At 36.7% G+C, this 25,205-nt stretch carries 25 protein-coding genes; 21 read left to right on the top strand and 4 right to left on the bottom strand.

Annotated features, from left to right (window positions below; genetic code table 11):
• The first annotated feature begins 200 nt into the window (after window positions 1-200).
• The gene (locus tag NSQ69_RS04655) at window positions 201-1,658 is read left to right on the top strand and encodes an MBOAT family O-acyltransferase (protein WP_002188488.1); all 1,458 of its coding nucleotides are present in this window, start codon (window positions 201-203) and stop codon (window positions 1,656-1,658) included.
• Window positions 1,659-1,667: 9 nt separating this feature from the next.
• Entirely contained in the window at window positions 1,668-2,699 is a 1,032-nt protein-coding gene (locus NSQ69_RS04660) for a hypothetical protein (RefSeq protein WP_078203459.1), read from the top strand.
• Window positions 2,700-2,862: 163 nt separating this feature from the next.
• Here the strand turns inward: NSQ69_RS04660 and NSQ69_RS04665 are convergent, their stop codons facing one another.
• Complete coding sequence (locus NSQ69_RS04665; protein WP_341098965.1) at window positions 2,863-4,257, bottom strand: O-antigen ligase family protein; 1,395 nt, start codon at window positions 4,255-4,257, stop codon at window positions 2,863-2,865.
• 330 nt (window positions 4,258-4,587) lie between these two features.
• Here NSQ69_RS04665 and NSQ69_RS04670 point away from each other — a divergent pair, with 330 nt between their 5' ends.
• The 6 genes from NSQ69_RS04670 (at window position 4,588) to NSQ69_RS04695 (ending at window position 10,302) form a co-directional block, all read left to right on the top strand.
• Window positions 4,588-5,376 carry an enoyl-CoA hydratase gene (locus NSQ69_RS04670; RefSeq protein WP_341098966.1) on the top strand — a complete coding sequence of 263 codons (789 nt, stop codon included), beginning with the start codon at window positions 4,588-4,590 and terminating at the stop codon, window positions 5,374-5,376.
• A gap of 137 nt (window positions 5,377-5,513) precedes the next feature.
• Entirely contained in the window at window positions 5,514-5,708 is a 195-nt protein-coding gene (locus NSQ69_RS04675; RefSeq protein ID WP_341098967.1) for a hypothetical protein, read from the top strand.
• A gap of 17 nt (window positions 5,709-5,725) precedes the next feature.
• On the top strand, window positions 5,726-6,052 hold the full coding sequence (locus NSQ69_RS04680; RefSeq protein ID WP_002125566.1) for a nucleoside triphosphate pyrophosphohydrolase: 327 nt from the start codon (window positions 5,726-5,728) through the stop codon (window positions 6,050-6,052).
• A gap of 277 nt (window positions 6,053-6,329) precedes the next feature.
• Window positions 6,330-7,379 (top strand): M42 family metallopeptidase, encoded by a 1,050-nt coding sequence (locus NSQ69_RS04685; RefSeq protein ID WP_061689467.1) that lies wholly within the window; start codon window positions 6,330-6,332, stop codon window positions 7,377-7,379.
• A gap of 219 nt (window positions 7,380-7,598) precedes the next feature.
• Window positions 7,599-9,188 carry an N-acetylmuramoyl-L-alanine amidase gene (locus NSQ69_RS04690; RefSeq protein ID WP_002125569.1) on the top strand — a complete coding sequence of 530 codons (1,590 nt, stop codon included), beginning with the start codon at window positions 7,599-7,601 and terminating at the stop codon, window positions 9,186-9,188.
• 160 nt (window positions 9,189-9,348) lie between these two features.
• Window positions 9,349-10,302 (top strand): TRM11 family SAM-dependent methyltransferase, encoded by a 954-nt coding sequence (locus NSQ69_RS04695; protein ID WP_002169062.1) that lies wholly within the window; start codon window positions 9,349-9,351, stop codon window positions 10,300-10,302.
• A gap of 201 nt (window positions 10,303-10,503) precedes the next feature.
• Here NSQ69_RS04695 and NSQ69_RS04700 read toward each other — a convergent pair whose 3' ends face one another.
• Both NSQ69_RS04700 and NSQ69_RS04705 read right to left on the bottom strand, forming a co-directional pair.
• On the bottom strand, window positions 10,504-11,004 hold the full coding sequence (locus NSQ69_RS04700) for a DinB family protein (RefSeq protein WP_001273686.1): 501 nt from the start codon (window positions 11,002-11,004) through the stop codon (window positions 10,504-10,506).
• 462 nt (window positions 11,005-11,466) lie between these two features.
• Window positions 11,467-11,682: a YflJ family protein gene (locus NSQ69_RS04705; RefSeq protein WP_003187606.1), complete on the bottom strand. Its 216-nt coding sequence runs from the start codon at window positions 11,680-11,682 to the stop codon at window positions 11,467-11,469.
• A 241-nt stretch (window positions 11,683-11,923) separates the two neighbouring features.
• On the opposite strand from NSQ69_RS04705, the gene NSQ69_RS04710 reads away from it, so the two are divergent.
• The 8 genes from NSQ69_RS04710 (at window position 11,924) to NSQ69_RS04745 (ending at window position 18,713) form a co-directional block, all read left to right on the top strand.
• Window positions 11,924-12,277 (top strand): DUF3870 domain-containing protein, encoded by a 354-nt coding sequence (locus NSQ69_RS04710; RefSeq protein ID WP_001225455.1) that lies wholly within the window; start codon window positions 11,924-11,926, stop codon window positions 12,275-12,277.
• 90 nt (window positions 12,278-12,367) lie between these two features.
• Window positions 12,368-12,499, top strand: a complete 132-nt coding sequence (locus tag NSQ69_RS04715; RefSeq protein ID WP_002125573.1) for a hypothetical protein — start codon at window positions 12,368-12,370, stop codon at window positions 12,497-12,499.
• Window positions 12,500-12,798: 299 nt separating this feature from the next.
• On the top strand, window positions 12,799-13,737 hold the full coding sequence (gene glaH / locus NSQ69_RS04720; protein WP_002125576.1) for a glutarate dioxygenase GlaH: 939 nt from the start codon (window positions 12,799-12,801) through the stop codon (window positions 13,735-13,737).
• A gap of 58 nt (window positions 13,738-13,795) precedes the next feature.
• Window positions 13,796-14,998: an L-2-hydroxyglutarate oxidase gene (gene lhgO, locus NSQ69_RS04725; RefSeq protein ID WP_078203462.1), complete on the top strand. Its 1,203-nt coding sequence runs from the start codon at window positions 13,796-13,798 to the stop codon at window positions 14,996-14,998.
• A 250-nt stretch (window positions 14,999-15,248) separates the two neighbouring features.
• Window positions 15,249-15,710: a VOC family protein gene (locus tag NSQ69_RS04730; protein ID WP_002010888.1), complete on the top strand. Its 462-nt coding sequence runs from the start codon at window positions 15,249-15,251 to the stop codon at window positions 15,708-15,710.
• A 294-nt stretch (window positions 15,711-16,004) separates the two neighbouring features.
• The gene (locus NSQ69_RS04735) at window positions 16,005-17,057 is read left to right on the top strand and encodes a proline racemase family protein (protein ID WP_341098968.1); all 1,053 of its coding nucleotides are present in this window, start codon (window positions 16,005-16,007) and stop codon (window positions 17,055-17,057) included.
• A gap of 19 nt (window positions 17,058-17,076) precedes the next feature.
• Window positions 17,077-18,054, top strand: coding sequence for an ornithine cyclodeaminase family protein (locus NSQ69_RS04740; protein ID WP_341098970.1), 978 nt, complete (start codon window positions 17,077-17,079; stop codon window positions 18,052-18,054).
• Window positions 18,055-18,200: 146 nt separating this feature from the next.
• Window positions 18,201-18,713, top strand: coding sequence for a hypothetical protein (locus tag NSQ69_RS04745; RefSeq protein ID WP_002030070.1), 513 nt, complete (start codon window positions 18,201-18,203; stop codon window positions 18,711-18,713).
• A gap of 120 nt (window positions 18,714-18,833) precedes the next feature.
• On the opposite strand, the gene NSQ69_RS04750 is transcribed toward NSQ69_RS04745, so the two are convergent.
• Window positions 18,834-19,160, bottom strand: a complete 327-nt coding sequence (locus NSQ69_RS04750) for a hypothetical protein (RefSeq protein ID WP_341098971.1) — start codon at window positions 19,158-19,160, stop codon at window positions 18,834-18,836.
• A gap of 318 nt (window positions 19,161-19,478) precedes the next feature.
• Here NSQ69_RS04750 and NSQ69_RS04755 point away from each other — a divergent pair, with 318 nt between their 5' ends.
• The 5 genes from NSQ69_RS04755 (at window position 19,479) to NSQ69_RS04775 (ending at window position 25,008) form a co-directional block, all read left to right on the top strand.
• On the top strand, window positions 19,479-21,068 hold the full coding sequence (locus NSQ69_RS04755; protein WP_002169053.1) for an ABC transporter substrate-binding protein: 1,590 nt from the start codon (window positions 19,479-19,481) through the stop codon (window positions 21,066-21,068).
• A gap of 147 nt (window positions 21,069-21,215) precedes the next feature.
• Window positions 21,216-22,166: an ABC transporter permease gene (locus NSQ69_RS04760; protein WP_002035186.1), complete on the top strand. Its 951-nt coding sequence runs from the start codon at window positions 21,216-21,218 to the stop codon at window positions 22,164-22,166.
• Window positions 22,167-22,172: 6 nt separating this feature from the next.
• Window positions 22,173-23,024, top strand: a complete 852-nt coding sequence (locus NSQ69_RS04765; RefSeq protein ID WP_002035185.1) for an ABC transporter permease — start codon at window positions 22,173-22,175, stop codon at window positions 23,022-23,024.
• A gap of 27 nt (window positions 23,025-23,051) precedes the next feature.
• A complete protein-coding gene (locus tag NSQ69_RS04770) occupies window positions 23,052-24,044 on the top strand; it encodes an ABC transporter ATP-binding protein (RefSeq protein WP_341098972.1) in 993 nt (330 codons plus the stop codon).
• Window positions 24,037-25,008 (top strand): ABC transporter ATP-binding protein, encoded by a 972-nt coding sequence (locus NSQ69_RS04775; RefSeq protein WP_016119685.1) that lies wholly within the window; start codon window positions 24,037-24,039, stop codon window positions 25,006-25,008. Before NSQ69_RS04770 ends, NSQ69_RS04775 begins: the two co-directional genes overlap by 8 nt.
• Window positions 25,009-25,205 lie beyond the last annotated feature (197 nt).

Raw genomic sequence — 25,205 nt, forward strand, 5'->3', positions numbered from 1 at the left:
ACATTTCGTGCAAAAAACCGACATTTCTATTATATATTCTTTTAAATAAAAGTGCCTTTAATATTTTATCATGTTAATAATTCGATTAAAATGATTATTATATATAATAGAAGAAAAGGGGAGCGGAATCCTTTTGACACTCACTATTTGGATAAGATAAGATGAATAAGGTGTGATTTGTTTGGAAGGGAAGAGATGGTGTGTTATTTAACTCATTTGAGTTTATTTTTTTATTTTTACCGATAGCATTTCTTTTATATTTTCTATTAAATAAATTTGGACATGCTACATTAGCGAAGGCTTGGCTTGTTGCGGCCTCTTTATTTTTCTATAGTTATTGGAATGTGAAATATTTACCGCTTATGTTAGTGTCACTCATTGTGAACTACTTTATCGGAATGAGGCTCGTAAAACATAAGAGTAAACTTCTTTTAACGGTAGGGTTAATATTTAATATAGGAATGCTTAGTTATTTCAAGTATTATGATTTCTTCTTACAAAATGTGAATTCATTATTTGGAACTCAGTTTACATTATTATCTTTAACGTTACCACTTGCGATTAGTTTCTATACGTTTCAAAAGATTGCATTTTTAGTAGATACGTATCGTGGTGAAACGAAGGCATGTCATTTTCTTGATTACGCATTGTTTGTAACGTTTTTTCCGCAGCTTATTGCAGGGCCGATTGTGCATCATGCGCAAATTATGCCGCAGTTTGCTGACGATAGTAAAAAGCGCTGGCAATCGAAGTATATCGTTCTTGGTATATTTGTATTTGCAGTTGGTATTTTCAAAAAGGTAGGTATTGCAGATGTATTATCTCCCCTTGTACATGAAGGGTTTGATGTGCAGCAATCATTAACATTTGTCGAAGCATGGCTTTCATCGTTAGCGTTTACGTTCCAATTGTATTTTGATTTTAGTGGATATAGTGATATGGCAATTGGAATCGCTTTAATGTTTAATATTAAATTACCTCAAAACTTTAATTCACCGTATAAAGCAGTGAATATACAAGATTTTTGGCATCGTTGGCATATGACGCTTAGCCAGTTTTTAACGAAGTACGTATACATTTCTCTAGGAGGAAATCGAAAAGGAATTACGCGTACATACGTAAATATTATGATTGTATTTTTAATAAGTGGACTTTGGCACGGAGCTGGTTGGACATTTGTTTTTTGGGGATTCTTGCACGGTTTGGCTTCTGTTATTCATCGCCTATGGAGTAAAGCAGGAGGGCGCATGCCAGCCTTTGCTGGTTGGTTCGTTACGTTTTTCTTCATTAATATAACGTGGGTATTCTTTAGGGCAACATCTATGCATGATGCGGTGAAAGTGTTAAAAGGAATGTTCGGACTAAATGGAATCGAATTAGCAAATAGCGTATTCCCAGCATTTATAATAGAGAAGCTGCAATTTTTAAAAGAGTACGGTGTTTCATTTAGTGAAGGGTACCATGTCTCTTTATTAGATCCAAAAATGGTAGCGTATATTTTCGGAGCGTTATGTATTAGTTTCTTCTTAAAAAATTCAATTCAGTTAAAAGATTCATTCCGTCCGAATGTATGGACTGCTTTATTTACTGCAGTATTGCTCGTATATAGCGTGTTACATTTAACGAGTATTAGTGAGTTTTTATACTTTAATTTCTAGGTGGAGAATATGAAAAACAAACATTGGCTTATTTTCGTTTTTGTATGTGTTTTTGTTCCTCTGGCAGGTGTCGGGATATTTAATAGCTATATAGATTCACTTTGGTTATTCCCGCATAAAAATAAGTGGAATGATGTTCAGTACGGGTTTAACGAGAGACAACAGAAAACAAATTATATAACGTACCGTCCGTTTACATATGATGGAGTTATACTTGGAAGTAGTAGAACGACTTTTATTAACGAGAATGACTTCACCGGGTTAAACGCATTTAATTATGCGGTAAGCAGTACAGATCCGCGTGAGTATGATGCATATATTGAATATGCAAAAGAACAAAAAGGTAGTGGACTCAAGTCTATTGTACTTGGTTTAGATTTCCTTGGAACGAACAAAAATAGGGAAATTGGTTTTGATAAACCAGAAGCGTATATTAATCAGGCGCAAAGTTTATTGTATCCGATTAAATCGTATGTAAGTATGGACGGGATTACTTATTCAAAGAATACAATTGCAAATTCCACCCATCATAGTACGAATCTTGACCGTTACAATCGAGAGAATATAAAATCGATGCGCGATTATACGAAAGAAGAACGTGATGCGCAAATAGCGGCGCAAGTAGATAAGTTTAGTAAAGAGATTTATGGTGGGAATTATGAGTATCAAAATATGAAAGAAATATTAGGAACAGTAAAGGCTCATAATCCGAACACGAAGTTTTATATTTTTACAACGCCTGTTTCAGAGCCTCTGTTCCGTACGATGATTCAATCAGGGCGATGGGAAGATTATAAAAAATGGCTTCATGACGCTGTAGATGTATTTGGAGAAGTGCACCATTTCATGTATCTTAATTCCGTTACAACGAATTTAGATAACTATATGGATGGGCATCATTTCAGACCGGAAGTTGGAAAGTTGATTGCGCATAAAGTTGTAAATGAGGAAGATAGCAACGTCCCGAAAGACTTCGGTATTGTTATTACGAAGGATAATATTGATGAGGTGTTGGAGGAGATTCGGGCGTCTTTTCAATAGGGAAATTTTGAAAAGCTAGATCATAATGTGATCTAGTCTTTTTTTGTAGATTGCTGCTTTATCAAACTTTGTCGGTAAATCGATATCTTCTGTAGAATCATTAATATAATTTCATGTATTACTTTCAAAAGAAAAAGCAGCATCCATTTGGATGCTGCTTTTTTTATTCCGCCTCTAAATCAACAATTAAGTAAGCGAGTATAACAACGAAGAAAATACTAACGGACGGCGCTGTTAATACGTGGCCGGACATAAAGCCGATTCCAAGTGATAGTACAACGGTGCTAGCTAATAGCATATATTTCACAGTTAATATTTTCTTAAAGTTTGTTATGATGCTGAGTAATAATTTAATACCGAAGTAAAGGAATGGTATGAAGTAAATAAGGAAACCGACGATTCCGAATGCGAAGAATAGATCGTGGAAGTCCATTTCGATTAATTTAATTTTAACCGTATAGTTACCAGCATAGCCCATTCCGAATAATTTTTGTGATAGTGGTGCGTCTTTATAGTATTGTTTGTATACTTTTAAAAACTTATCGCGATCACTGTAAATTAAACTTTTGACCTCAGAGTCTGTTAGTTCACCTTTTGCATGTTTTTTCTCTGCGTCAGGATCTTCTTTAATTATTTTTCCTTCTTTTCTATCCTTTTCTTCTTGTACTGATTTTTTGTATTCGTATATTTGCATGTGGATGCCCATATTTTTTGCGATAGGAGTATGCGGTGTAAGGGCAATTAAACCTCCTAGTATAATAGCGGCAACAACTGTATTTACGAGATATGTGAATCCTTTTCCTTTTTTTTTGCGATGAACCATATATTCAATGAATGAGAATAAAAGTGCCACGCCAAGCGTTAGAACAATTGCACCATATCCTACTTTTGTTCCGACCATAATACTTGCATACATCGCAAGTATTGTTGGAATCCAGTAATAGATTTTCGAGAAAGAAGTTGTTTTATGAATCGAATAGAGCACTACGATTGGGAACATAATTGCAAAAATAGAACTTAAATCATTTCCAGCAAAGAACCAACCTCTTGAACCGATCTTTGAGTGAGGGTAGCTTGGGAAATCTGTACCAGTTTGCATTGCAATAATCAGTGTGATGCTTAAAATTAAAGTTGCATATAAGAAATATGTAATGATTTTATGAAATGCATATTCTTTATTTTTTAACTCTTTAAAGACGATAATATATCCAAACAGTAGTACAATTGGATATATGCTCTTTAAAATGAATTTCACTTCTTCGCCAAATGAAACTGGGGATTTAATCATCATATTATTTACAAGACCAATTGCTAGTACGATACCGAGTAGGCATAAATAGAGAATGTACTTTTTCGCTCCATGTTGATTTCTATGAAGAAGTAGATAACCTAATGCAAGAAGCATAAAGGCGAAACGGACTACGATCCCAACTGTTGCGCTCATGTGTAATACATAGATTGAAAAAGACGTTAATAAATCTAAAATTGGTTGAAACACAATGAATAGCAATAGGAAATGCGGGAAGTAGTTATCCGTTTGTTTCAACTTATTAACCATATATTCCTCCATTTCTTCATTCCTTTAGTTCAATACCCAAGAGATGGGGATAAAAGCCTTATTTACATAATAAGGCGAATGAATTTCAATATTTGTTTTTTTGCATCAAACTTAAGAATACACCATTTCATTGTAATGGTAAATAGATGAAAAGCATTGATAAACCGACTTTAATTTCTATATTTTTTAACGAAATTGTATGTTTTATACGGAGATATATACAAATTATGAGGTTATTAGACAGAAAATTGAGAAAAAAAGAAGGATTTTTAACATGCTTTCTATAATTATATAAGTATAATCTTTATGTTGAAAAGAGGGGTATATATAATGGAAGTAACAAGTAAAACAGAATCTGTTGTTGTGAAATATGAAGGGCGCGTAGCAACGGTTATGGTCAATCGTCCAGCGGTTTTAAATGCATTAGATGAACCAACGTTAAAAGAGTTATTACAAAAGTTGAAAGAAGTGGCGGAAAGTTCTGTTCACGTTGTTGTGTTGTGCGGAAGTGGCCGTGGTTTTTCTGCGGGTGGAGATATTAAATCAATGCTTTCAAGTAATGATGAAAGTAAGTTTGAAGGCATCATGAATACAATTTCTGAAATCGTTGTGACGTTATATACGATGCCAAAGCTTGTTATTAGTGCAATTCATGGGCCGACTGCTGGACTTGGATTAAGTATTGCATTAACAGCTGATTATGTCATGGCAGATATATCATCAGTTATTGCGATGAACTTTATTGGAATCGCTTTAATTCCAGATGGTGGCGGCCATTTCTTCCTTCAAAAGCGCGTTGGTGAAAATATGACGAAGAAAATCATTTGGGAAGGGAAGAAATTATCAGCGACAGAAGCGTTAGATATCGGTTTAATTGACGAAGTAATCGGTGAGGATTTCCAAACGGCTGTGAAGCAAAAAATTAATGAATGGTTACAAAAACCAATCAAGGCAATGATTCAAACGAAACAAATTTTATGTGAAGTGAATCGTTCTAATTTAGAACAAACGCTTCAGCTCGAAAAGCGTGGTCAATATGCGATGAGACAAACAGCGGACCATAAAGAAGGTATTGCTGCTTTTCTAGAAAAACGTTTACCAGCATTTAAAGGGGAATAAAGTGAAACTTTAATCCGTGGGGATTTATTTATCCCCCGCGGATTATTAGTCTTATTGCCCGTTAATTCGAGATAAAGGGAAGAAAGTGCTAACACATTTTAGTATAATTGTGTTAGCACTTTTTTTAGGAGTAATAAATGAAGAAAATTATCGGTGTTATCGTTATTATTTTACTAACATATTATGCTTTGCATAGTACACCATCTCTTGCGGTACGGACTGCATTATTCTTTGAGGGACATCCAACTGTTGCTTTCTCTGGTGAAGTGAAGGAAGAACGGGATGTGAAAAAAGAGTGGTTTTTCTATAAAGCAGAGCTTGGGTGTTATTAAAAGTGGGAGGAAAAGTGATGTCAACTTATAACAGGTTAGTAAGAGATCGTGTCCCGGAGAAAATTTTGATGTCTGGAAAAACATATACAGCACAAAAATTAACAGGGCAAGCTTACATACAAGCGTTAGCGAAAATTGGTACAGAAGAAATTCGTGAATTTGCTTCGATGAAAGAGCGTGAACATGCGCTAGATTCACTTGCAGATGCACTTGAAATTATTATTTCATTAGCGCGTGCAGAAGGTGCAACAATGGAAGATGTAGAGCTTATTCGTAAGCAGAAAGAAGAAGAGCGCGGCGGATTTACAAGAGGGATTTATTTGATGGACGTTTCGGAAGAGTAGTTTTATCCCGCTATTTGCGGGCAGTAAGACCCCAAACTCAAAATTCGGCGAATGCGAGGGAGTCGGGCTGCCCGTAAAAGCCCGATTGATGCGGGCTGATTAAAGTTTCACTTTATAGAAAAAGCACAGTGTTAATGGAGATAATGCGGTGCTTTTTTGTCATTGAGATTAGGATAAAATGAATTTTATTATAATTTAGAAAATTAAACTATATGAGTAGAGGTTTTATCGTAATTTCGCTATACTAAATAGTAGAGAAAATGAGGAGGAAACGACAATGGCACATCATACGAAAGAAACGATGGAACTTATTAAGGAGCTTGTCTCTATTCCAAGTCCATCTGGAAACACGGCGAAAATAATTAGTTTTATTGAAAATTATGTAAGTGAGTGGAATGTAGAGACGAAGCGTAATAATAAAGGCGCTCTTATTTTAACGGTTAAAGGAAAGAATGATGAGCAGCATCGTTTATTAACTGCACACGTTGATACGTTAGGTGCGATGGTGAAAGAAATTAAGCCTGACGGTCGTCTTCGTCTATCTATGATTGGTGGATTTCGCTGGAACTCTGTAGAAGGGGAATATTGCGAAATTGAAACGTCAAGCGGTAAGAAATATACAGGTACAATTTTAATGCATCAAACTTCTGTCCATGTGTACAAAGATGCAGGGGAAGCGAAGCGCGATGAGAAAAATATTGAAGTGCGTATTGATGAGCGTGTCTTTTCAGCAGATGCAGTACGTGAGTTAGGAATTGAAGTAGGAGACTTCGTTTCATTTGATCCACGCGTTCAAATTACAGAGAGTGGATACATAAAATCACGTCATTTAGACGATAAAGTAAGTGTAGCAATTCTATTAAAATTGATTAAAAGATTGCAAGATGAAAAGGTAACATTGCCATATACAACACATTTCTTAATTTCTAATAATGAAGAAATTGGATACGGTGGAAACTCAAATATTCCAGAAGAAACGGTAGAATATTTAGCAGTTGATATGGGAGCGTTAGGTGATGGACAAGCATCTGATGAATATACAGTATCCATTTGTGCGAAAGACTCTAGCGGTCCATACCATTACGCTTTACGTAAACATTTAGTTGAACTGGCGAAAGCGAATGCTATTGAATATAAAGTGGATATTTATCCATACTACGGATCAGACGCATCAGCTGCGATTCGCGCTGGATTTGATGTGAAACATGCATTAATTGGAGCTGGTATTGATTCTTCTCACGCATTTGAGCGTACGCATGAAAGCTCGATTGCACATACAGAAGCGCTTGTTTATGCATATGTGTTATCAGAAATGATAGTAGAATAGTGAGAGGGTGGTTGATTCTATGAATCAGCCACTTTTTTGTGTATAAAAACTACTTAAATTGTATTTTATTTTACAATATTAAGAAAGTAGGTTTACTACAGAATTCTAGTATTATAAAATGATAGAGGCGCACTAATTTTTTTTGTTCGGATTTATTATGATTTGCATATTAAGATTACGCGTTATTATAAATGGTTTTTGAGAGGAGTATTATTTTTTATGAAGTATCGTGCAGTCGCGGCTGGTATTTTAGCCGCAAGTTTATTATCATCTCCAGTAAGTAGTTTCGCAGCAGGGAAAAAGTTTTCGGATGTTCCTACATGGGCGCAGGAATCGGTTGACTATTTAGTAGGGAAAAAAGCGCTTGATGGAAAACCAGACGGAACGTTTTCTCCATCTGAAGCAGTAGATAAAGGATCAGCTGCAAAAATATTAGCAGCAGTTCTTGGCTTACCAATTGATCCAAAAGCGAAACCATCTTTTAAAGATTCGCAAGATCATTGGGCAGCACCATATATTGCTGCGGTAGAAAAAGCGGGTGTAATTAATGGAGATGGTACTGGGAAATTCAATCCATCAAGCCAAATTAACCGTGCATCAATGGCATCTATGCTTGTACAAGCATATTCATTAGATAAGAAAATTATTGGAGAACTTCCAACGCAGTTTAAAGATTTGGAACCTCATTGGGGTAAGAAACAAGCTAATATTTTAGTAGCTTTAGAGATTTCAATGGGTACAGGAAATGGCTGGAATCCTGACGGTACTGTAACTCGTGCTGAAGCAGCTCAGTTCATCGCAATGGCAGATAAAAATAAAACAAATACATCGAAAAGAATGTATATGAATAGAAACTTTATTACATATCATCAAGCATCGTTATCATCAGGTATTACTGACGTTCAACATAAGCCACAAATGATTGAAGTGAAAGAGCAAAGAGCGGACGGTTGGTTGAAGGTTGTAACAAGTAAAGGTGAGAAGTGGACACCATTACAAGAAAAAACAGAGTCTATTAATCAAGAATTCACTACATATCAAGAAGCTTCACATACGTCTACAGTGGCAGGCACACATAAAGCACAACAAGTAACTGTTATTGAAGAAAAAGATAGCTGGATTCGTATCCGTATGGGGGCTGGTTTCCAATGGGTGGATAAAAATCAATTAAACCCAGTGAAGCAAGGTAACTTCCTAGAAGGTAAAGCGATTATTATTGATCCAGGTCATGGTGGAATTGATTCGGGGAACCCTGGTTATTATGAGAAAGAAAGTAAAACCGTATTAGATGTATCATTACGATTACAGAAAATATTTGAGAAAAAGACACCGTTTACTGTGTTATTCACTCGTACAGATGATACACGTCCAGGAACAAGTGGTCCTGATTCTTTAAAAAAACGTGTAGAATTTGCACAGCAAAATAATGGAGATATTTTTGTAAGTATCCATGCTAATGGTTCTGACTTGAAAAATGGACAAGGCACAGAAACATTATATTATGATTCAGCACGAGCAAGAGCAACGAATCCAAATGTAGAAGAGAGTCGTTTATTAGCAGAAAAAATTCAAAAACGTCTTGTGAATGCACTTGGAACAAAAGATCGTGGTGCGAAACATCAGGACTTATACGTAACTAGAGAAAATACAATGCCAGCTGTATTAGCAGAATTAGCATTTGTAGATAATAAAAGCGATGCTGATAAAATTGCTACACCAGAACAGAGACAAAGTGCAGCAGAAGCTATTTATCAAGGAATTTTAGATTACTACGAAGCAATGGGTAACAACGTATCTTCTTTCCGTTAATAAATAAAAGAGATTGCCATAGGCAGTCTCTTTTTATTTATAAAACAAATTATAAAGGTTTCTCTTTATTTCGGGCATGTGATATCATTTAATTTTACGTGAAAAAGTATTCGAGTAATTGTAATCATAACAATTTTAAACGATAAAGGATGATAATAGATTGAGTAATCATAGTAAAACACCTGCATGTATATATACGTATGCATTTCGCGAAGAGGAGCGTGCTTTATGTTACTTGGAAATGCGCTCGTTCTTTGGGATGGAGTCTCACGTTAATATTTTAAAAAGTGAAGTCAAGATTGCTCCGAGTAGAAGTCCGTTTATTAAAGAGCGCGTCGAGGTTATGTATGAAGGGGACGACTTAGAAAGCATTTTAGAACAAGTGGAACAAATTGATTTAGCGGGAGCGACATTCAAAGTTATCTTCGTTAAAATCAATGATCTTGGTAAAGAAAATAAAATTGAATATGGAGAAAGACGCCTTATTGAACGAGACCTCGGTATGCATATTGAAGGAGAAGCGGATGTTCGTAATCCAGAGCGTGTATTCGGAATTGTTCCTCTTGGAGGACGCTGGTACTTCGGACACTATGTAGAAAGTGATCCAGTTTGGTATCATCACATAAAAAAACCGCATAGCTATTCGACATCACTGAGCACACGTGTTGCTAGAGCTGTCGCAAATATCGCTGTACCAAACCCAGAGGGAGTACGAGCGATTGACCCGTGCTGCGGAATTGGAACAGTAGTAGTAGAAGCACTTTCTATGGGAATTAACATCGTTGGTAGAGATATAAATCCACTTGTGGTTCTTGGAACGAGAAAAAACATCGCACATTTCGGGTTTGAAGGAACAGTAACAAAAGGTCCAATCGAGGAAATTACTGAGAACTACGACGTTGCAATTATCGATATGCCCTACGACTTATTTACGCATGCAACACCAGAAGACCAGTTCTCCATTCTTTCAAGTGCACGCCGCATTGCAAAAAGGGTAGTCGTTGTCACGATGGAAACAATGGACGACATGATTCATGAAGCGGGATTTGAAATTACAGACCGCTGTATCACAAGAAAAGGATCATTTTCTAGACAAATTCTTGTTTGTGAATAGGAAAGGTCACCCGTTTATTAAATTAATAAATTACAGGATAGTTAGTCCATTATGAGGCTGATTATCCTTTTTTATTTAACAACAAATACAAAAACTCCATTTTGAATAAAGATTGATCAAAATGGAGTTACCCTTTTTAGCTAAGTATGAGATTTTTATAAAAAAGTTTGATTATTTTACTGAGCCTTAATGAATAACATTTCAAGAATACCAATAAAAAGCATAATCAGTCATAACTGAAGAATCACCCAACTGATGTAACATAGCTGAAATATTCCCTCTATGATAGGTTCCATGATTCACAACGTGTAAGACCATTTCAGATATACTTGTTTCTCTTAATCCTGCCCATGGATTATCCAACATTATTCTCTTTTCCATATCTTCCTGTCTGTTCAAAAAGGTTTTAAACCGGGATGTTAAAGTGTGAAATTCCGTTTCTAAGTCTTCAATGGGCAGTTTCTCAATCTTTTCTTGAATTTGAAATGAAGATTGCATTGCTTCATTCATACTCTGACCCTCAAGGGTATGAAGCCATCCATATTCCACCAAATAGAGATGAGATAAAACCTTTGAAACAGAAGAAAAGACACTTTTCATTTCCTTTTGATATTTCTCAGGAGAAAGTGTCTTAAGATGATCAATAATCCGTTGATTTGCCCATACATGATAGTTATATAGATTTTCTACATGATTTGCCATACAATCGCCTCCTTATCATCACGTTTTTTAATGTTCTTTATCAGAATGAATTATTCCTTTAAATATCATTACTTATTTGATGAGATCTTCAACTAAATGGCCCAATTGTTGAACAAAGGTCAAAGCAATCTTCAACTAACCTGCCCCGTTAGTTGAAGTACATTTCTTCACAATGTTTATCGTTAGATTAACATAAATATCCAACAAGAAAACATCAAACCTCTAAGAAATCTATAGAGGTTTGATGTTTTTAATCAATCTTTTTTACAAAGCTACACTTGTGACAAAAAAGCTTATTTTTTCATTTTGTGGTGATTCTGAATTCTTAAGTTGATGGGCATGCCTGTGTAGGTGACCTTTTTTTGGTTTGTATCAATGTGTGATTAGTTGGTAGTTTAGATGGGAGATTTGACGGGATTTGTTGAATAGACGATATATCTCGAGAGTTGTTTTGTTAGTAAATTACTCTTCTTTCGTTGTCTCTTGTTGTGCGATTAATAAATTGCGTAATACGTGTGCGCGGTAACTTTCTAGTTTTCGTCCCTCATGATAGCGAACACCTAATTTTTTTAGCTCAGCTACGTACCAGCCTTTCGTTCCGTAATACATGAGACCACTTCCTTTTTTCTTTTGAACAGTATATGTGCCGGGGCGAGAGAATTTTCTTTTTTTATTCATGAAATTCGCGGAATTAAACATTGAATATTCAGTTTATTTTTATTATGATTAACTTATTATCGGATGACAGTGATTAGCCCCGCTGTAAGCCCAGATTTATGTTTGAAAATGAAGAGTGTAAACTTCTTTCCACTTGAGCTTCTTTAGCAGAAGTACGAGCTATAAGGATAAGGGTAGTAAATTTCAATGCAAATGTGTACATTGTTTTTCTGGCTCTTAACATAGTAATGGAGGATGAAATATGCGTAAAGGGACTTTTTTTATGGCAGGACATTCGAGACTTCCGAAAGGTATGGCTGTTCGCAGTATGTATGAAACATTAACAATTACAATTGAGGCAGATCATAAATATCATGTCATTATTGAAGCGTCATGTACGCTTGCGACAGAGCATGGTAGAGACTTCGTCGCTCAAATGTTGAGAGGACATAGTTTGCAAGATGGTATTGAGGAAATCGTTCAAGATATTACGGACCATTATCAAGGAAAAGCGCAAAATGCTATCGTCAGTGCGGTGAAAGATTTACATCGCCAATACGTAAGTTATTTAAATGATGAACAGCCTAGAGGAGAGTACGAGGAAACAACACCATAAAAACTATCTAGTTTACAACCATAAACGAGAGCCAGTTGTATTTCTTTTAAAGAGATACGACTGGCTTTTTATATTGAGGAGGCAAGGAATATGAAAAAATTAAGTGAAGTTCAAGCTGTGAAACAAGAGAAGAAAAAAAGAGGATGTGCGGAAAGTAAGGGGATTTGTGAAATGTGTAAAGTATGTAGAGAAAAAAACGAATTGACAGTTAGAAAATTTTGAATTATTATTTAATTAACAAGATCCATACGAGAAATTAGCCTTCTCTATATTCGATCTTGCTTTCCTGTTTTACAAATATTTTCATACAAACTGTCTATTATTATTGTACTTTAAGAGATTAAAGAACACTCGTAATTATGAGCCAGTTGTACGTTTCTACGATTTTATGTCGTGGATGCGTATGACTGGCTTTTTCGATGTTAGGGCAGTAAGACCGAATCTCGGCATAAGAAGATAAGGATAACTGTCTGTAAAAAACGTCAATAAGTTCTTCATATTTAAATTAGGGAGGAATTGAAATGTCGATTATTACAGAACAAAGTACGAAGATGAAATTTGCAAAGAAATATGAGGGGTATGAAATTGTTCCTCATCCAGAGCATAAACGTTTATATCATATTACGCTAAAACAGCAATTGCTTAAGCAGTTTTTTGAAGAGGTAAAAGAGCATTCAGAGCAGTCACTGCAATACATTCCCTATTCTCGATTTAATCTTGCGGATGGAATGAGAAAGATTTTTGGGCAATCATTTATGGATAACATTCGCGGCATTGTTCATGACCGTGAAACGGGCGGATTTACAATTGGGGTGCAAGGTGAAACGGCAGATCCAGCAGACTACGTGAAATTTGCAACAGCATTAACACATTTAATCGGGGAGCCAAACTTTGATGCAATGACAGGAACGTACTATGCTAGATTTAATGTGAAAGATACGGATAGTAGTGATTCTTACCTTCGTCAAGCGTACCGATTGTTTACACTGCATACAGACGGTACATTCGTTGATGAGCCGACAGATTGGCTTCTTATGATGAAGATTGAAGAGCAAAATGCAGTAGGCGGAGAATCTCGTTTACTACATTTAGACGATTGGGAAGACCTTCATAAATTTAGAAATCATTCGCTCGCATCTGTTAAGGTTACGTATAAAGCACCACCAAGTAAAAATGCGCAAGAAATCGTCTATCGTGAAACGTTTTTTGATGTGAATAACGCACCATGTATTTGCTTTATTGATCAGTTCGCTTATCCAGATAATATTGAACAAGCAAACTATTTGAAAGACTTATCATATTCTGTTGAAAACTCACCAGCAACACATGCATTGAAATTACCAATTGGTGACTTAGTTCTTTTAAACAACTTATTTTGGATGCACGGAAGAGCTGCGTTTGAGAAAAATAAAGATTTATATAGAGAACTAATGCGTCAACGTGGTTGTTTTTCTAAATAAGTTTGTACGGCGGGTCTTAAAAAAGACCTGCCTTTCATCATATTAAGGGGGAAGTAGGATGTATGACTTTATAATTATTGGCGGAGGAATTGTTGGCCTTTCAACTGGAATGGCGTTAACGAAAAAATTCCCTCGTGCGAAAATCGCGATCATTGAAAAAGAAAAGGAACTTGCACATCATCAAACTGGACATAATAGCGGAGTAATTCACTCTGGAATTTACTATAAACCAGGGAGTTATAAAGCAAAGTTTGCTAAAGAAGGAAATGCAGCTATGGTTCAATTTTGTGAAGAAAATGACATCGCTTATGACATGTGCGGAAAAGTAATTGTCGCTACAGAAAAGGACGAACTTCCTCTTTTACATAACTTATATGAAAGAGGCTTACAAAACGATTTACATATTGAAAAGATAGGTAAGGAAGAATTAGCTGAAATTGAACCTCATGTAAAGGGACTTGGGGCAATCCGTGTTCCATCTTGCGGGATTGCTGATTATAGAGGAGTAAGTTATGCATTTGCTCGCTTAATTCAAGAAAGCGGCGGAGAAATACATTTAGGAACAACAGCGGAGCGTATTACTGAGAAGAAAGACGCTGTAACAATTGAGACAAATCAAGGTGTATTTAAAACGAAATTTCTCATTAACTGCGCTGGCTTACATAGTGACCGTATTGCGAAAAAGACAGGGATATTAACGGATATGAAAATTGTTCCGTTTCGTGGTGAATATTATGAACTTGTCCCAGAAAAACGCCATCTCGTAAAACATTTAATTTATCCAGTTCCAAATCCAGAATTTCCGTTTTTAGGTGTTCATTTCACAAGAATGATAAACGGAGACGTACATGCAGGACCAAACGCCGTATTAAGCTTTAAGCGAGAAGGCTATACGAAAACAGACTTTGATATAAAAGACTTCATGGAAACAATGACATACGCCGGCTTTTGGAAAATGGCGATGCCAAATATGAAAGAAGGCATAAAAGAAATGGTGCGCTCATTTAGTAAACAATCATTCCTAAAAAGCTTACAGCGCTTAATACCAGAGCTTACAGAGAAAGATATCGTGCCAACCCATGCAGGAGTAAGGGCACAAGCCATTTTATCAAACGGAAATATGGTTGATGACTTCTGCATTATCCCTGGTGTAAATTCTCTGCATATTTGCAATGCACCGTCTCCGGCTGCAACGGCTAGTATAAAGATAGGTGAGGAAATTGCTAAGCAAGTGCCAGATGTGGTGGCGGTTAGGGTTTGATGGGTAATGGGTCCTCCGAGTGATTTGAGTCATAAATCCGCCTCACTTTGAACGATAATATTACCGTAAATCATGAATTTGAAGAACCCCTTCTTATAAAGTAAAACTTTAATCAGTGATGGTTTTTCTTCAGCATTAGGGCTACGAAATTGAAAAATATTTAAAGAAAATACGATATCACTTCTATTTCTAGTTTATTAAAGTAGGCTTTATAGTAAGGATTTCTAAAAATATAAAGGAGGGATATGCTTTGTTTCCAGGTACTTTATATGAAACACATGTTAAAACAAAAAATTTAGAAGTGGCAAAAGAGTTTTATACTAAACTGGGATTATTTCATGCTCGCACTATTGAAGAACGCCGTGTAGCTTTCTTTTGGTTTGATAAAGAAAATAAGAAGGAACAAATGCTGGGCATTTGGGAAGTATCGGAAGAAGCATTCCATACAAGTCACTTCGCATTCAAGGTTAACTATGAAGAAATCATTCATGCAAGAGAATGGCTTCTTAATAAAGGAATAAACCCAAGGGCTGCTTTCGGTCTTGAACCTTCCGAGCCTATGGTTCAAACTTGGACACCTAGTGCAAATCTTTATTTTTACGATCCTGACGGCAATTCTTTAGAATTTCTATGTTTACTTCCTGAAAAGAAAAAAGTAAAACAAGATGTCATGTATTTGAGTGAGTGGGAAAGCTTGGGGAGTGAAGAATAAATTCGATTTTAAACTCGAATTTCGCAAAGCTATTTTAAAGGGAACCATAACCTTATCTAAGTGGCAAAGTTATGGTTTAAATCACCCCCTGAGTTTTCGGGGGATCTTTTTGTTTTGGGGCTAATAATCACCTACTGTATAAAAAAATAGACAGTAGTGTGTATTTTTCAAAAAATGTATACAGATTTATCCCGCATTAACTGCCCGTAAAAGCCCGATTGGTGTGGGCTAATAATCAGTGGGGGATGAAGCCCCCCACTGATTAAAGTTTCACTTTATACTCTATGCGTTGGCATGATACTTGCAATGAAAATAGTATTAACATATAGGGGAGAGATAGAAATGAAGGTTAGTAAAATATACACAACAATTGATGCTCACGTAGCTGGGGAACCGCTTCGAATTATTACGGGCGGAGTGCCAGAGGTAAAGGGAGAAACGCAATTAGAAAGACGCGCATACTGCATGGAACATTTGGATCATCTTCGCGAGGTTCTTATGTATGAACCGAGAGGACATCACGGAATGTACGGTTGTATCATTACTCCGCCCGCAAGTCCTCATGCTGATTTTGGCGTATTATTTATGCACAATGAAGGCTGGAGTACGATGTGTGGTCACGGAATTATCGCTGTTATTACAGTTGGAATTGAAACAGGTATGTTTGAAGTGACAGGTGAAAAACAAAAATTTATTATTGATAGCCCTGCTGGGGAAGTCATTGCGTACGCAAAATTTAACGGGAGCGAAGTAGAGTCAGTATCATTTGAAAACGTTCCTTCGTTCGTATACAAAAAAGACGTTCCTATCAAAATAGATGACTATGAATTTCAAGTAGATATCGCGTTTGGCGGAGCATTCTACGCTGTAGTGGATAGTAAAGAGTTTGGTTTGAAAGTCGATTTTAAAGATTTAGCTGCAATTCAAACGTGGGGCGGTAAAATTAAACACTACATTGAAAGTCAAATGGAAGTAAAACATCCACTTGAAGAAGATTTAAAAGGAATATACGGAGTTATTTTCTCAGATGAACCGAAAGGAAAAGACGCTACTTTAAGAAATGTAACGATCTTTGCTGATGGGCAAGTAGACCGTTCCCCTTGCGGTACAGGAACATCCGCAAGAATCGCAACTCTTTTTGAAAAAGATGCCTTACAAAAAAGAGAGATGTTCATCCACGAATGCATTACTGAAGGCCAATTTGAGGGAGAAGTATTGTCGGTAACAGCGGTAGATACATATGAAGCTGTCGTTCCGAAAGTAACGGGGAATGCATTTATTACAGGATTTCATCAGTTCGTTGTAGATCCGAGGGATGATTTGAATCGGGGATTTTTGTTAGGATAAGAGGAGGAGGTGGAAAGATATGCTAGTCATAAGCGCGAACGAACAACGAAACTTAGTAAATATGAAGGAATTCATTGAATACGCGGCGCTTGCTTTAAAAGAATTTTCAGCAGAAAGAACGATCACACCAATTCGTGGCTCATTACCATTTGCGAACGAGCAAAATACCGCATTAATTATGCCTTCAGTAGCGGAAGGGCTTGAGGCACTTGGCTTAAAAGTAGTAACGGTAGTCCCGCAGAACAAAAAGATAGGAAAGAAAACGATAAACGGAATTGTTATGCTATCAGACTTTAAAACGGGAGAACCGCTTGCGCTTTTAGAAGGATCGTACTTAACGATGATTCGAACAGGTGCCTTATCAGGAGTAGCGACAAAACATTTAGCTCGTCATAACGCAAAAAACTTATGCATTATCGGTACAGGTGAACAAGCGAAAGGAATTGCAGAAGCTGTACTCGCCGTTAGGGATATCGAAAAAATCATTCTATATAACCGAACGGAAGAAAAAGCCTATGCATTCGCGCAATATATACAAGAGAAATTAGGCAAACCGGCTTACGTTTACACAAATCCAAATGAAGCAATAAGCGAAGCAGACATCATCATCACAACAACGAATGCATCCACACCAGTCTTCTCAGAAAAACTACAAAAAGGCGTCCACATAAACGCCGTCGGTTCATTTAGACCGAGCATGCAAGAACTACCATCCCACGCCATCGCGAACGCAAACAAAGTAGTAGTCGAATCAAAAGAGGCAGCACTAGAAGAAACGGGTGACCTTCAAGTTCCTATAAAAGAAGGATTATTTGAAGCGAGCGACATCCACGCCGAACTTGGTCAGATTATAAGCGGGGAAAAAGCTGGTAGAGAGAACGATGAAGAGATTACTATTTTCAAATCAGTAGGTTTAGCAGTAGTAGATATAATTGTTGCGAAGTATTTGTATGAAAAAGCGGTGGAGAATGGAATGGGTACTATGATTCAGTTGTGAGGCTGCCTTTTGGTGGTCTTTTTGTTTATAATGCGCGTATGCATCTCAATTGTAATGTGTAGTGTTTGCAAAGAAATTATGTGATGTATTATATATTCTGTTAAAATTAAACAAAAATGCATATAAAAAATTGCAGGTGAGAAACCTTGGATTTAGTTCGAAAATTAACTCGTATTTATGGCTTAGGGCTTTGCTGTGGGTTGTGGAGTAAAGCTGAAGTAATTCAATGGTGTGATAAATTGATTGAAGCAAGTGACAGTCCGCCATATGAAATAATTGAGATATCCTTAATGTCTAAAGCAAAGATAGATGATATTGAAGGGAAGTTATTTGAGTTTAGTAGCACAGTTGATGAAGAATACACTGTTAAGTTAACTCTTTCCGTCATTCATGAAAAACTAAAAAAACATGAACTGACGATTGAAGAATCAATTAAATGCACCACTAGACTTTTAGTCAACAGGGGGGTGCATTGGGAGGCGGAATACTTTGAATTGTATAGTCTAGACGATAGCTATGACTTAGCTAAAGATGGTGTTCATTTTGATTTAAGTCAAGTTATTCATACATATATTGAAATGTTAAGTATTTATAGTAAGTATTTTAGTGGGTTTGAAAAACTGTATTTTAAAGTAATGGGAAATGAATGGAGATTTTAATGTATATCAGTATTTGATTAGCTTTGTTTGTCCCTTATTTTCCAATTGGAGAATAAGGGACAAAGTTTTATGAAGGAGTAAATTTAGATATCAAGTATGCAGATTTTTTTACCATTCCCGTCATTCTTCTGTTATATCTTCTTCGGATTCTAAGCCAGCTATTCGTGCTGCTGTATCGATAAATTCATAGAGATCTTCTCTTTCCATTGTTTCGATAAAATAGTCATGTTCGTCATTTAATTCATTTATATTAACAACTACTTCTTTAACGACTTGCATTATTTTGACTTCGGTTGGATTCTCTCCCAATAGCTCTAAATTGTTAATGTAAGTGTCGAGAACTTTATTTGTTGCACTTATATTTTCTTCAGTGAAAAACTCGCCATCTTCATCATTCTCAATCCATGGGGTTGTGGGTTTGTTTTTTTTCAATTCATCAAATGTCATAAGAGCCTCCTAAAAGTGTTTTTTATCTTTAATCCCATTCTACATTTTCAATTATATATAACAACCATTTCAGAGAAACTTTCTGTAGGTTGCTAGTTTTTCAACGCATTTTACGAGGCCATCTATTCGAGGTCTTTTTATTTTCTCCCCCGCATAAATATAGTTTATCGCAAGAATTCATTAATAGATTTCAAACTGTCTATCTTTGCGAAAAAGTTTGACAATACATACGGGTAGTGGTAATTTAAAACCTATAAGAAAACTCGGTATTAATTCCGAGTTTTCTTATAGGTGTAAATAGTCGAGAGGGGTCGAAATATGAAGAAGAAGTTGTTTGCATTACCATTTGTCCTACTATTACTTATTGCATTAGCGGCTTGCTCAGGGGAGAAAGATTCTTCGAAGCAAGCAGGAACTAGTAAATCAGGGACTCCGAAAGATGGAGGAACGTTAACAGTTGGTGTTAGTGATAATCCAGATACGATGAACCCGCTTTATGCGAATGATCGTGTGTCGTTAACGATACAGCAAGCTTTATATGCACCGCTGTATCATATGGAAGACGGTAAGAAAAAGTTTGTTCTTGCTGAGAGCTTTACGCCTTCAGAGGATCAATTAACATGGACTTTAAAATTAAAGGATAATTTGAAATGGCATGATGGTAAGAAAATTACATCAGATGATATTGTATTTACATTCAAATCTATTCTAGATGAGAAGCAAAATAGTTCAAGCCGTGAAAACTTTATTTTTAAAGGAAAGCCGCTTGAGGTGAAAAAAGTGGATGAGCTAACGACTCAATTTGTATTACCACAAGTAAGTGCATCTTTCGAAGGGGTTATGAACGATTTCTTCCCAATTCCGAAACATGTATTTGAAGGTGAAGCAGATTTAGTGAAGAGTAAGAAAAACCTACAACCTGTAGGATCAGGTCCATTTAAGTTAAAAGAGTTTAAATCAGATGAATATGTTGCGTTAGAGCGATTCGATGATTATTTTGCTGGTAAAGCGAAATTAGATTCTGTCGTGTACCGCGTTGTAAAAGACCGTAATACAGCAAACGTTTCATTGCAAAATGGTCAAATTAATATGAAGATGATCGAACCGCAAGACTTTAAGAAATTAGATAGCACTGGGAACTTCTCAATGGTGACATTCCCTGAAGGTAGATTATTCTACTTAGCTTATAACTTTAATACAGATCTTATGAAGAAAAAAGAAGTGCGCCAAGCAATTGCGCATGCATTAGATAAGAAAGAAATGATTAACTCAGCGTTCGTTTCTAGTCAATTTGCAGAACCGGCAAATTCAATCTTAACGCCAGACGCTATGTATTATGCGAAAGATATTAAAGAGTATAAGTATGATCAAAAAGAAGCGAAAGATTTATTAGCAAAAGCTGGTGTGAAAGATAAAGAAAAAATCCGCGTTATGTATGTAACGAATAATAAAATCATGGAAAGTCTAGCACTTTATACACAGCAAAAATTACAAGAAGTTGGCTTACAAGTTGAACTGAATGCATTAGATGCTAGTGCAGCAAGTGAAAAAGGCTTAGATAAAGAGAATAAAGAATATGACATTACATTCGGTGGTTACATAATGGGACCAGAGCCAGATTCATATAAGAGCTTATTCTTAAGTAATGCTGAATACAATTACGCACGTTATAAAAACGCTGATTTCGATAAATTATGGGAAGAAGCTGCAGTTGAAACAGATAAAACGAAACGCGCAGAACTATACCATAAAATTCAAGAGACAGCTAGAGAAGACTTACCTTATCTACCAATCGCATATCCGAAAGCAGTTATTGCAGTAGATAAAAAGTTTGATGGGTTAAAAGAAGCAAAAGCAATTCCAGTTACAATGTTTGAAGATCTATCGAAAATTTATGAAGTGAAATAAGAAACTGTAAAGAAGCTGGTGGAAATCAGCTTCTTTATCCCGCTTTAATGGGCAGTAAGACTCCCACCTCAAAACTTGGTGAATGCGAGGAAGTTAGGCGGGAGTAGGGCTGATTAAAGTTTCACTTTATCTTGAGGGGGGAAGTTTGTGTATAAAGTAATTGCAAAGAGGCTTTTAAATGCGATTCCGCTTTTATTTGTTATTTCTATTATTTCTTTTCTATTAATAAAACTAGCACCGGGCGATCCCGTTCGAAACTTTGTAACGCCGAATATGAGTCCGATTGACGTTGAACGTATTCGCAAAAGTTTAGGACTAGATCAGCCGATTTACGTGCAATATTTTTTATGGTTAAAAAATATTTTAACAGGGAATTTTGGGTACTCACTTCAAAACCATCGTCCTGTTTTAGAACTTATTACAGAAAGATTACCCGCAACAATCGGGTTAATGGGATCATCTTTACTCGTCTCATTTGTAATCGCAATCCCGCTTGGATTATTTACAGGTGTGAAAAAGAACTCGTTCTTTGACCGCATTGTGAACTTCATCTCCTATGTGGGAATCTCAATGCCAGTTTTTTGGTTCGCGTTACTATTAATCTACTTATTCTCTTTAAAGTTGAACATGCTTCCGAGTATGGGTATGCGCACAGTCGGTCAAGATTCCTTCTGGGATATTGTCCAGCACGGTATTTTACCTTGCATGGTGCTAGCGTTCCAAAACATCTCTGTCTATATGAGATATATTCGCTCAAGTACAATTCAGCAATTAGAAGAAGATTACGTACAAATTCAATATGCGTACGGTGCTTCACAGAAAACAGTTTTATTTAATCACGTACTTCGAAACGTATTAATACCGATCATTACAATTTTCGGATTATCTATTCCGAGTTTAGTAGGCGGAGCTTTTATTACGGAAACAGTATTCTCATGGCCGGGACTTGGTTCACTCGGGGTAAATGCTATTTTTAGGTTTGATTATCCGATTATTATGGCAATCACATTATTATCATCGTTCATGTTAATTCTCGGTAATTTAATTGCTGATATTTTATATGGCGTTGTAGATCCGCGCATTCGAATGAGGGGGTGATTTGGAATGAACAATAGGAGATTTCAAACGATAAAAAATAGTTTTACAAAAAATAAGTTTGTAGTAATGGGAGTTATTATACTGGGTGTTTTAACAATCGCGTCTCTTTTCGCATTCGTATCACCGTACGATCCTAGTAAAATGTCGATTCCAGATCGTTTACAAGAACCGAGTATGAGTCATCCGTTCGGCACAGATGATTACGGAAGGGATTACTTAACGAGAGCGTTATATGGCGGACGAGTTTCCCTTGCTGTTGGTTTTCTAGCGATGGTTGTTTCCATTACAATCGGGACCGCAGTAGGAACAATTAGCGGATATTTTGGCGGAAAGTTAGACAACTTCTTAATGCGAATTGTTGAAGTTCTTATGTCGATTCCATCATTCTTCTTAATGCTACTATTAAATGCGTATTTAAAACCAGGAATTACAACGCTTGTTCTTATTATCGGATTATTAACGTGGATGGATACCGCGCGTATCGTAAGGGCAGAAACGTTATCTGTAAAAGAGCGTGAGTACGTTTTATACGCAAAAGTGTCGGGACAAAAATCATTGATGATTATTGTAAGACACATCATTCCGAACATTTTATCAACCATTATAATCGCAGCGACATTAACAATTGCGACATCGATTTTAATGGAATCATCACTTAGCTTCTTAGGGTTAGGTATTAGAGAACCAGATTCTTCTTGGGGCAGCATGCTGAACAATGCGCAAGGATACATAGGTGAAGCTTGGTATTTAACACTCTTCCCAGGGTTCCTTATTTTATTAACTGTACTAAGTTTTAACGTAATCGGTGAAGCGTTGAAAAAAGCTTTCGCACCAAAAGGGGCTCATCATGAGAACTAATGTTTTAAGTGAGGGGGAGTGAAAAGCGTGTCTGAAAAACTATTAGAAGTGAAAAACTTAAAGACTTCTTTTTTCATAGAAGACGGCGAAGTAGAAGCTGTTCGCGGCGTTTCATTTAGTTTGAAAAAGGGTGAAGTCGTTGGGATTGTTGGCGAATCGGGAAGCGGAAAGAGCGTTATGGCGAAATCGGTTATGGCTCTCGTTACGTCGCCAGGGAAAGTGAAAGAAGGAGAGATTCTTTTTCAAAATGAAAACGTGCTTTCTAAATCGGAGAAAGAATTACGCTCTATTAGAGGAAATCAAATTTCACTTATTTCCCAAGATCCAATGTCGGCATTAAATCCAGTTGTGAAAATTGGTAAGCAAATGACAGAAGTAATTATAAGGCATCAAAAAGTGAAAAAGAAAGAAGCACAAAATATCGCGTTCAACTTACTAAAACAAGTCGGTCTTTCTTCACCGGAAGAAAGGGTAAAACAATATCCGCATGAACTAAGCGGCGGTATGAAGCAGCGGGTTATGATCGCAATGGCAATGTCTTGTAATCCAGACCTTCTCATTGCGGATGAACCGACGACTGCGCTTGATGTAACGATACAAGCGCAAATACTAGATTTAATGAAAAACTTAAAAAACGAAACGAATATGTCGTTACTTCTTATTACACATGATCTTGGAATTGTTGCGCAAAACTGTACACGCGTCATCGTTATGTACGGCGGGCTTATTATGGAAGAAGGACATGTACTTGATATTTTTCAATCGCCGAATCATCCATACACGAAAGGGTTATTAAACTCTCTGCCAAAAATATCGAACGGCGTAAAAGAAAGACTAGCACCAATTCAAGGTGTAACGCCAAACTTACTACACCCGCCGAAAGGATGCCCATTCGCAGAGCGTTGCCCACATAAAATGGACATTTGTGAAAAAGAACGTCCACCATATTTTGAAATTGGAAACGGAAGACGCTCCATGTGCTGGCTAAACGATAGGGCGGTAGGTGATTCACATGCATGAAGAAAACTTAATTGAAGTTCGGAACTTAAAAAAGTATTTTCCTATCAAAAAAGGACTATTCGGCAGAAAAACAGAGCAATTAAAAGCAGTCGATGACCTAAGCTTCACAATTAAAAAGGGTGAAACATTCGGACTAGTAGGGGAATCCGGCTGCGGGAAATCAACGACAGGAAGAAGCATCATTCGTTTACACGATGTCACTTCAGGTAACATCTTATTCGACGGAAAAGATATCGCAGATCTAAAAGAAAGTGAACTAAAAGAATACAGAAAACGAATGCAAATCATTTTCCAAGACCCATACGCATCATTAAACCCGACAATGAACGTATTCCAAATTATTAGCGAACCGATGAACATTCATGGCTCTTACACAGCGGAAGAAAGAAAAGAAATCATTCTAGACCTGCTCAAAAAAGTAGGACTAAAAGAAGAACACCTATATCGCTACCCGCACGAATTTAGCGGAGGCCAAAGACAGCGCATAAGCATCGCGCGCGCACTATCTGTAAAACCAGACTTCATCCTATGTGACGAACCAATCTCAGCACTAGATGTCTCAGTCCAAGCACAAGTCGTAAACATGCTGCAAGATATTCAAGAAGAAACAGGCGTCACATACTTATTCATCGCCCATGACCTATCCATGGTAAGACACATATCAGACCGAATTGGAGTCATGTACTTAGGAAACATAGTAGAAATTGCCGACAGCGAAGACCTATACACAAAACCGGCACATCCATACACACAAGCACTACTCTCATCCATGCCAGAACCAGATCCAACAAACACAGGCAAAGAACGGATCATCCTAGAGGGAGAAGTACCAAGCCCACTAAACTCACCATCCGGCTGCAAATTCAGAACGCGCTGCAAATTCGCCACTGAAAAATGCGCGCAGGAAGTACCGAAGATGGTCGAGATTGCGAAGGGACATGAGGTGGCTTGTCATTTGTTTTAGGGGGGGGGGAAGCATCGGGGGGACCTGGTGCTTTTTTCTTTTGTGTGGGGGTGTGGGATTAGGATTAGTTGTAGACTAATGGTCAGCGACTGTCTATATTTGCATCTCCTATCATATACTTCTCTTTATTTTTCAACTATAATTTTAATGATGTGTTAGATTGTATATTTTGTCCTTAATATATTTAAAGGAAGGGG

The organism is Bacillus sp. FSL R10-2201 (assembly GCF_038008665.1).
Classification (GTDB): Bacteria; Bacillota; Bacilli; order Bacillales; family Bacillaceae_G; genus Bacillus_A; species Bacillus_A mycoides.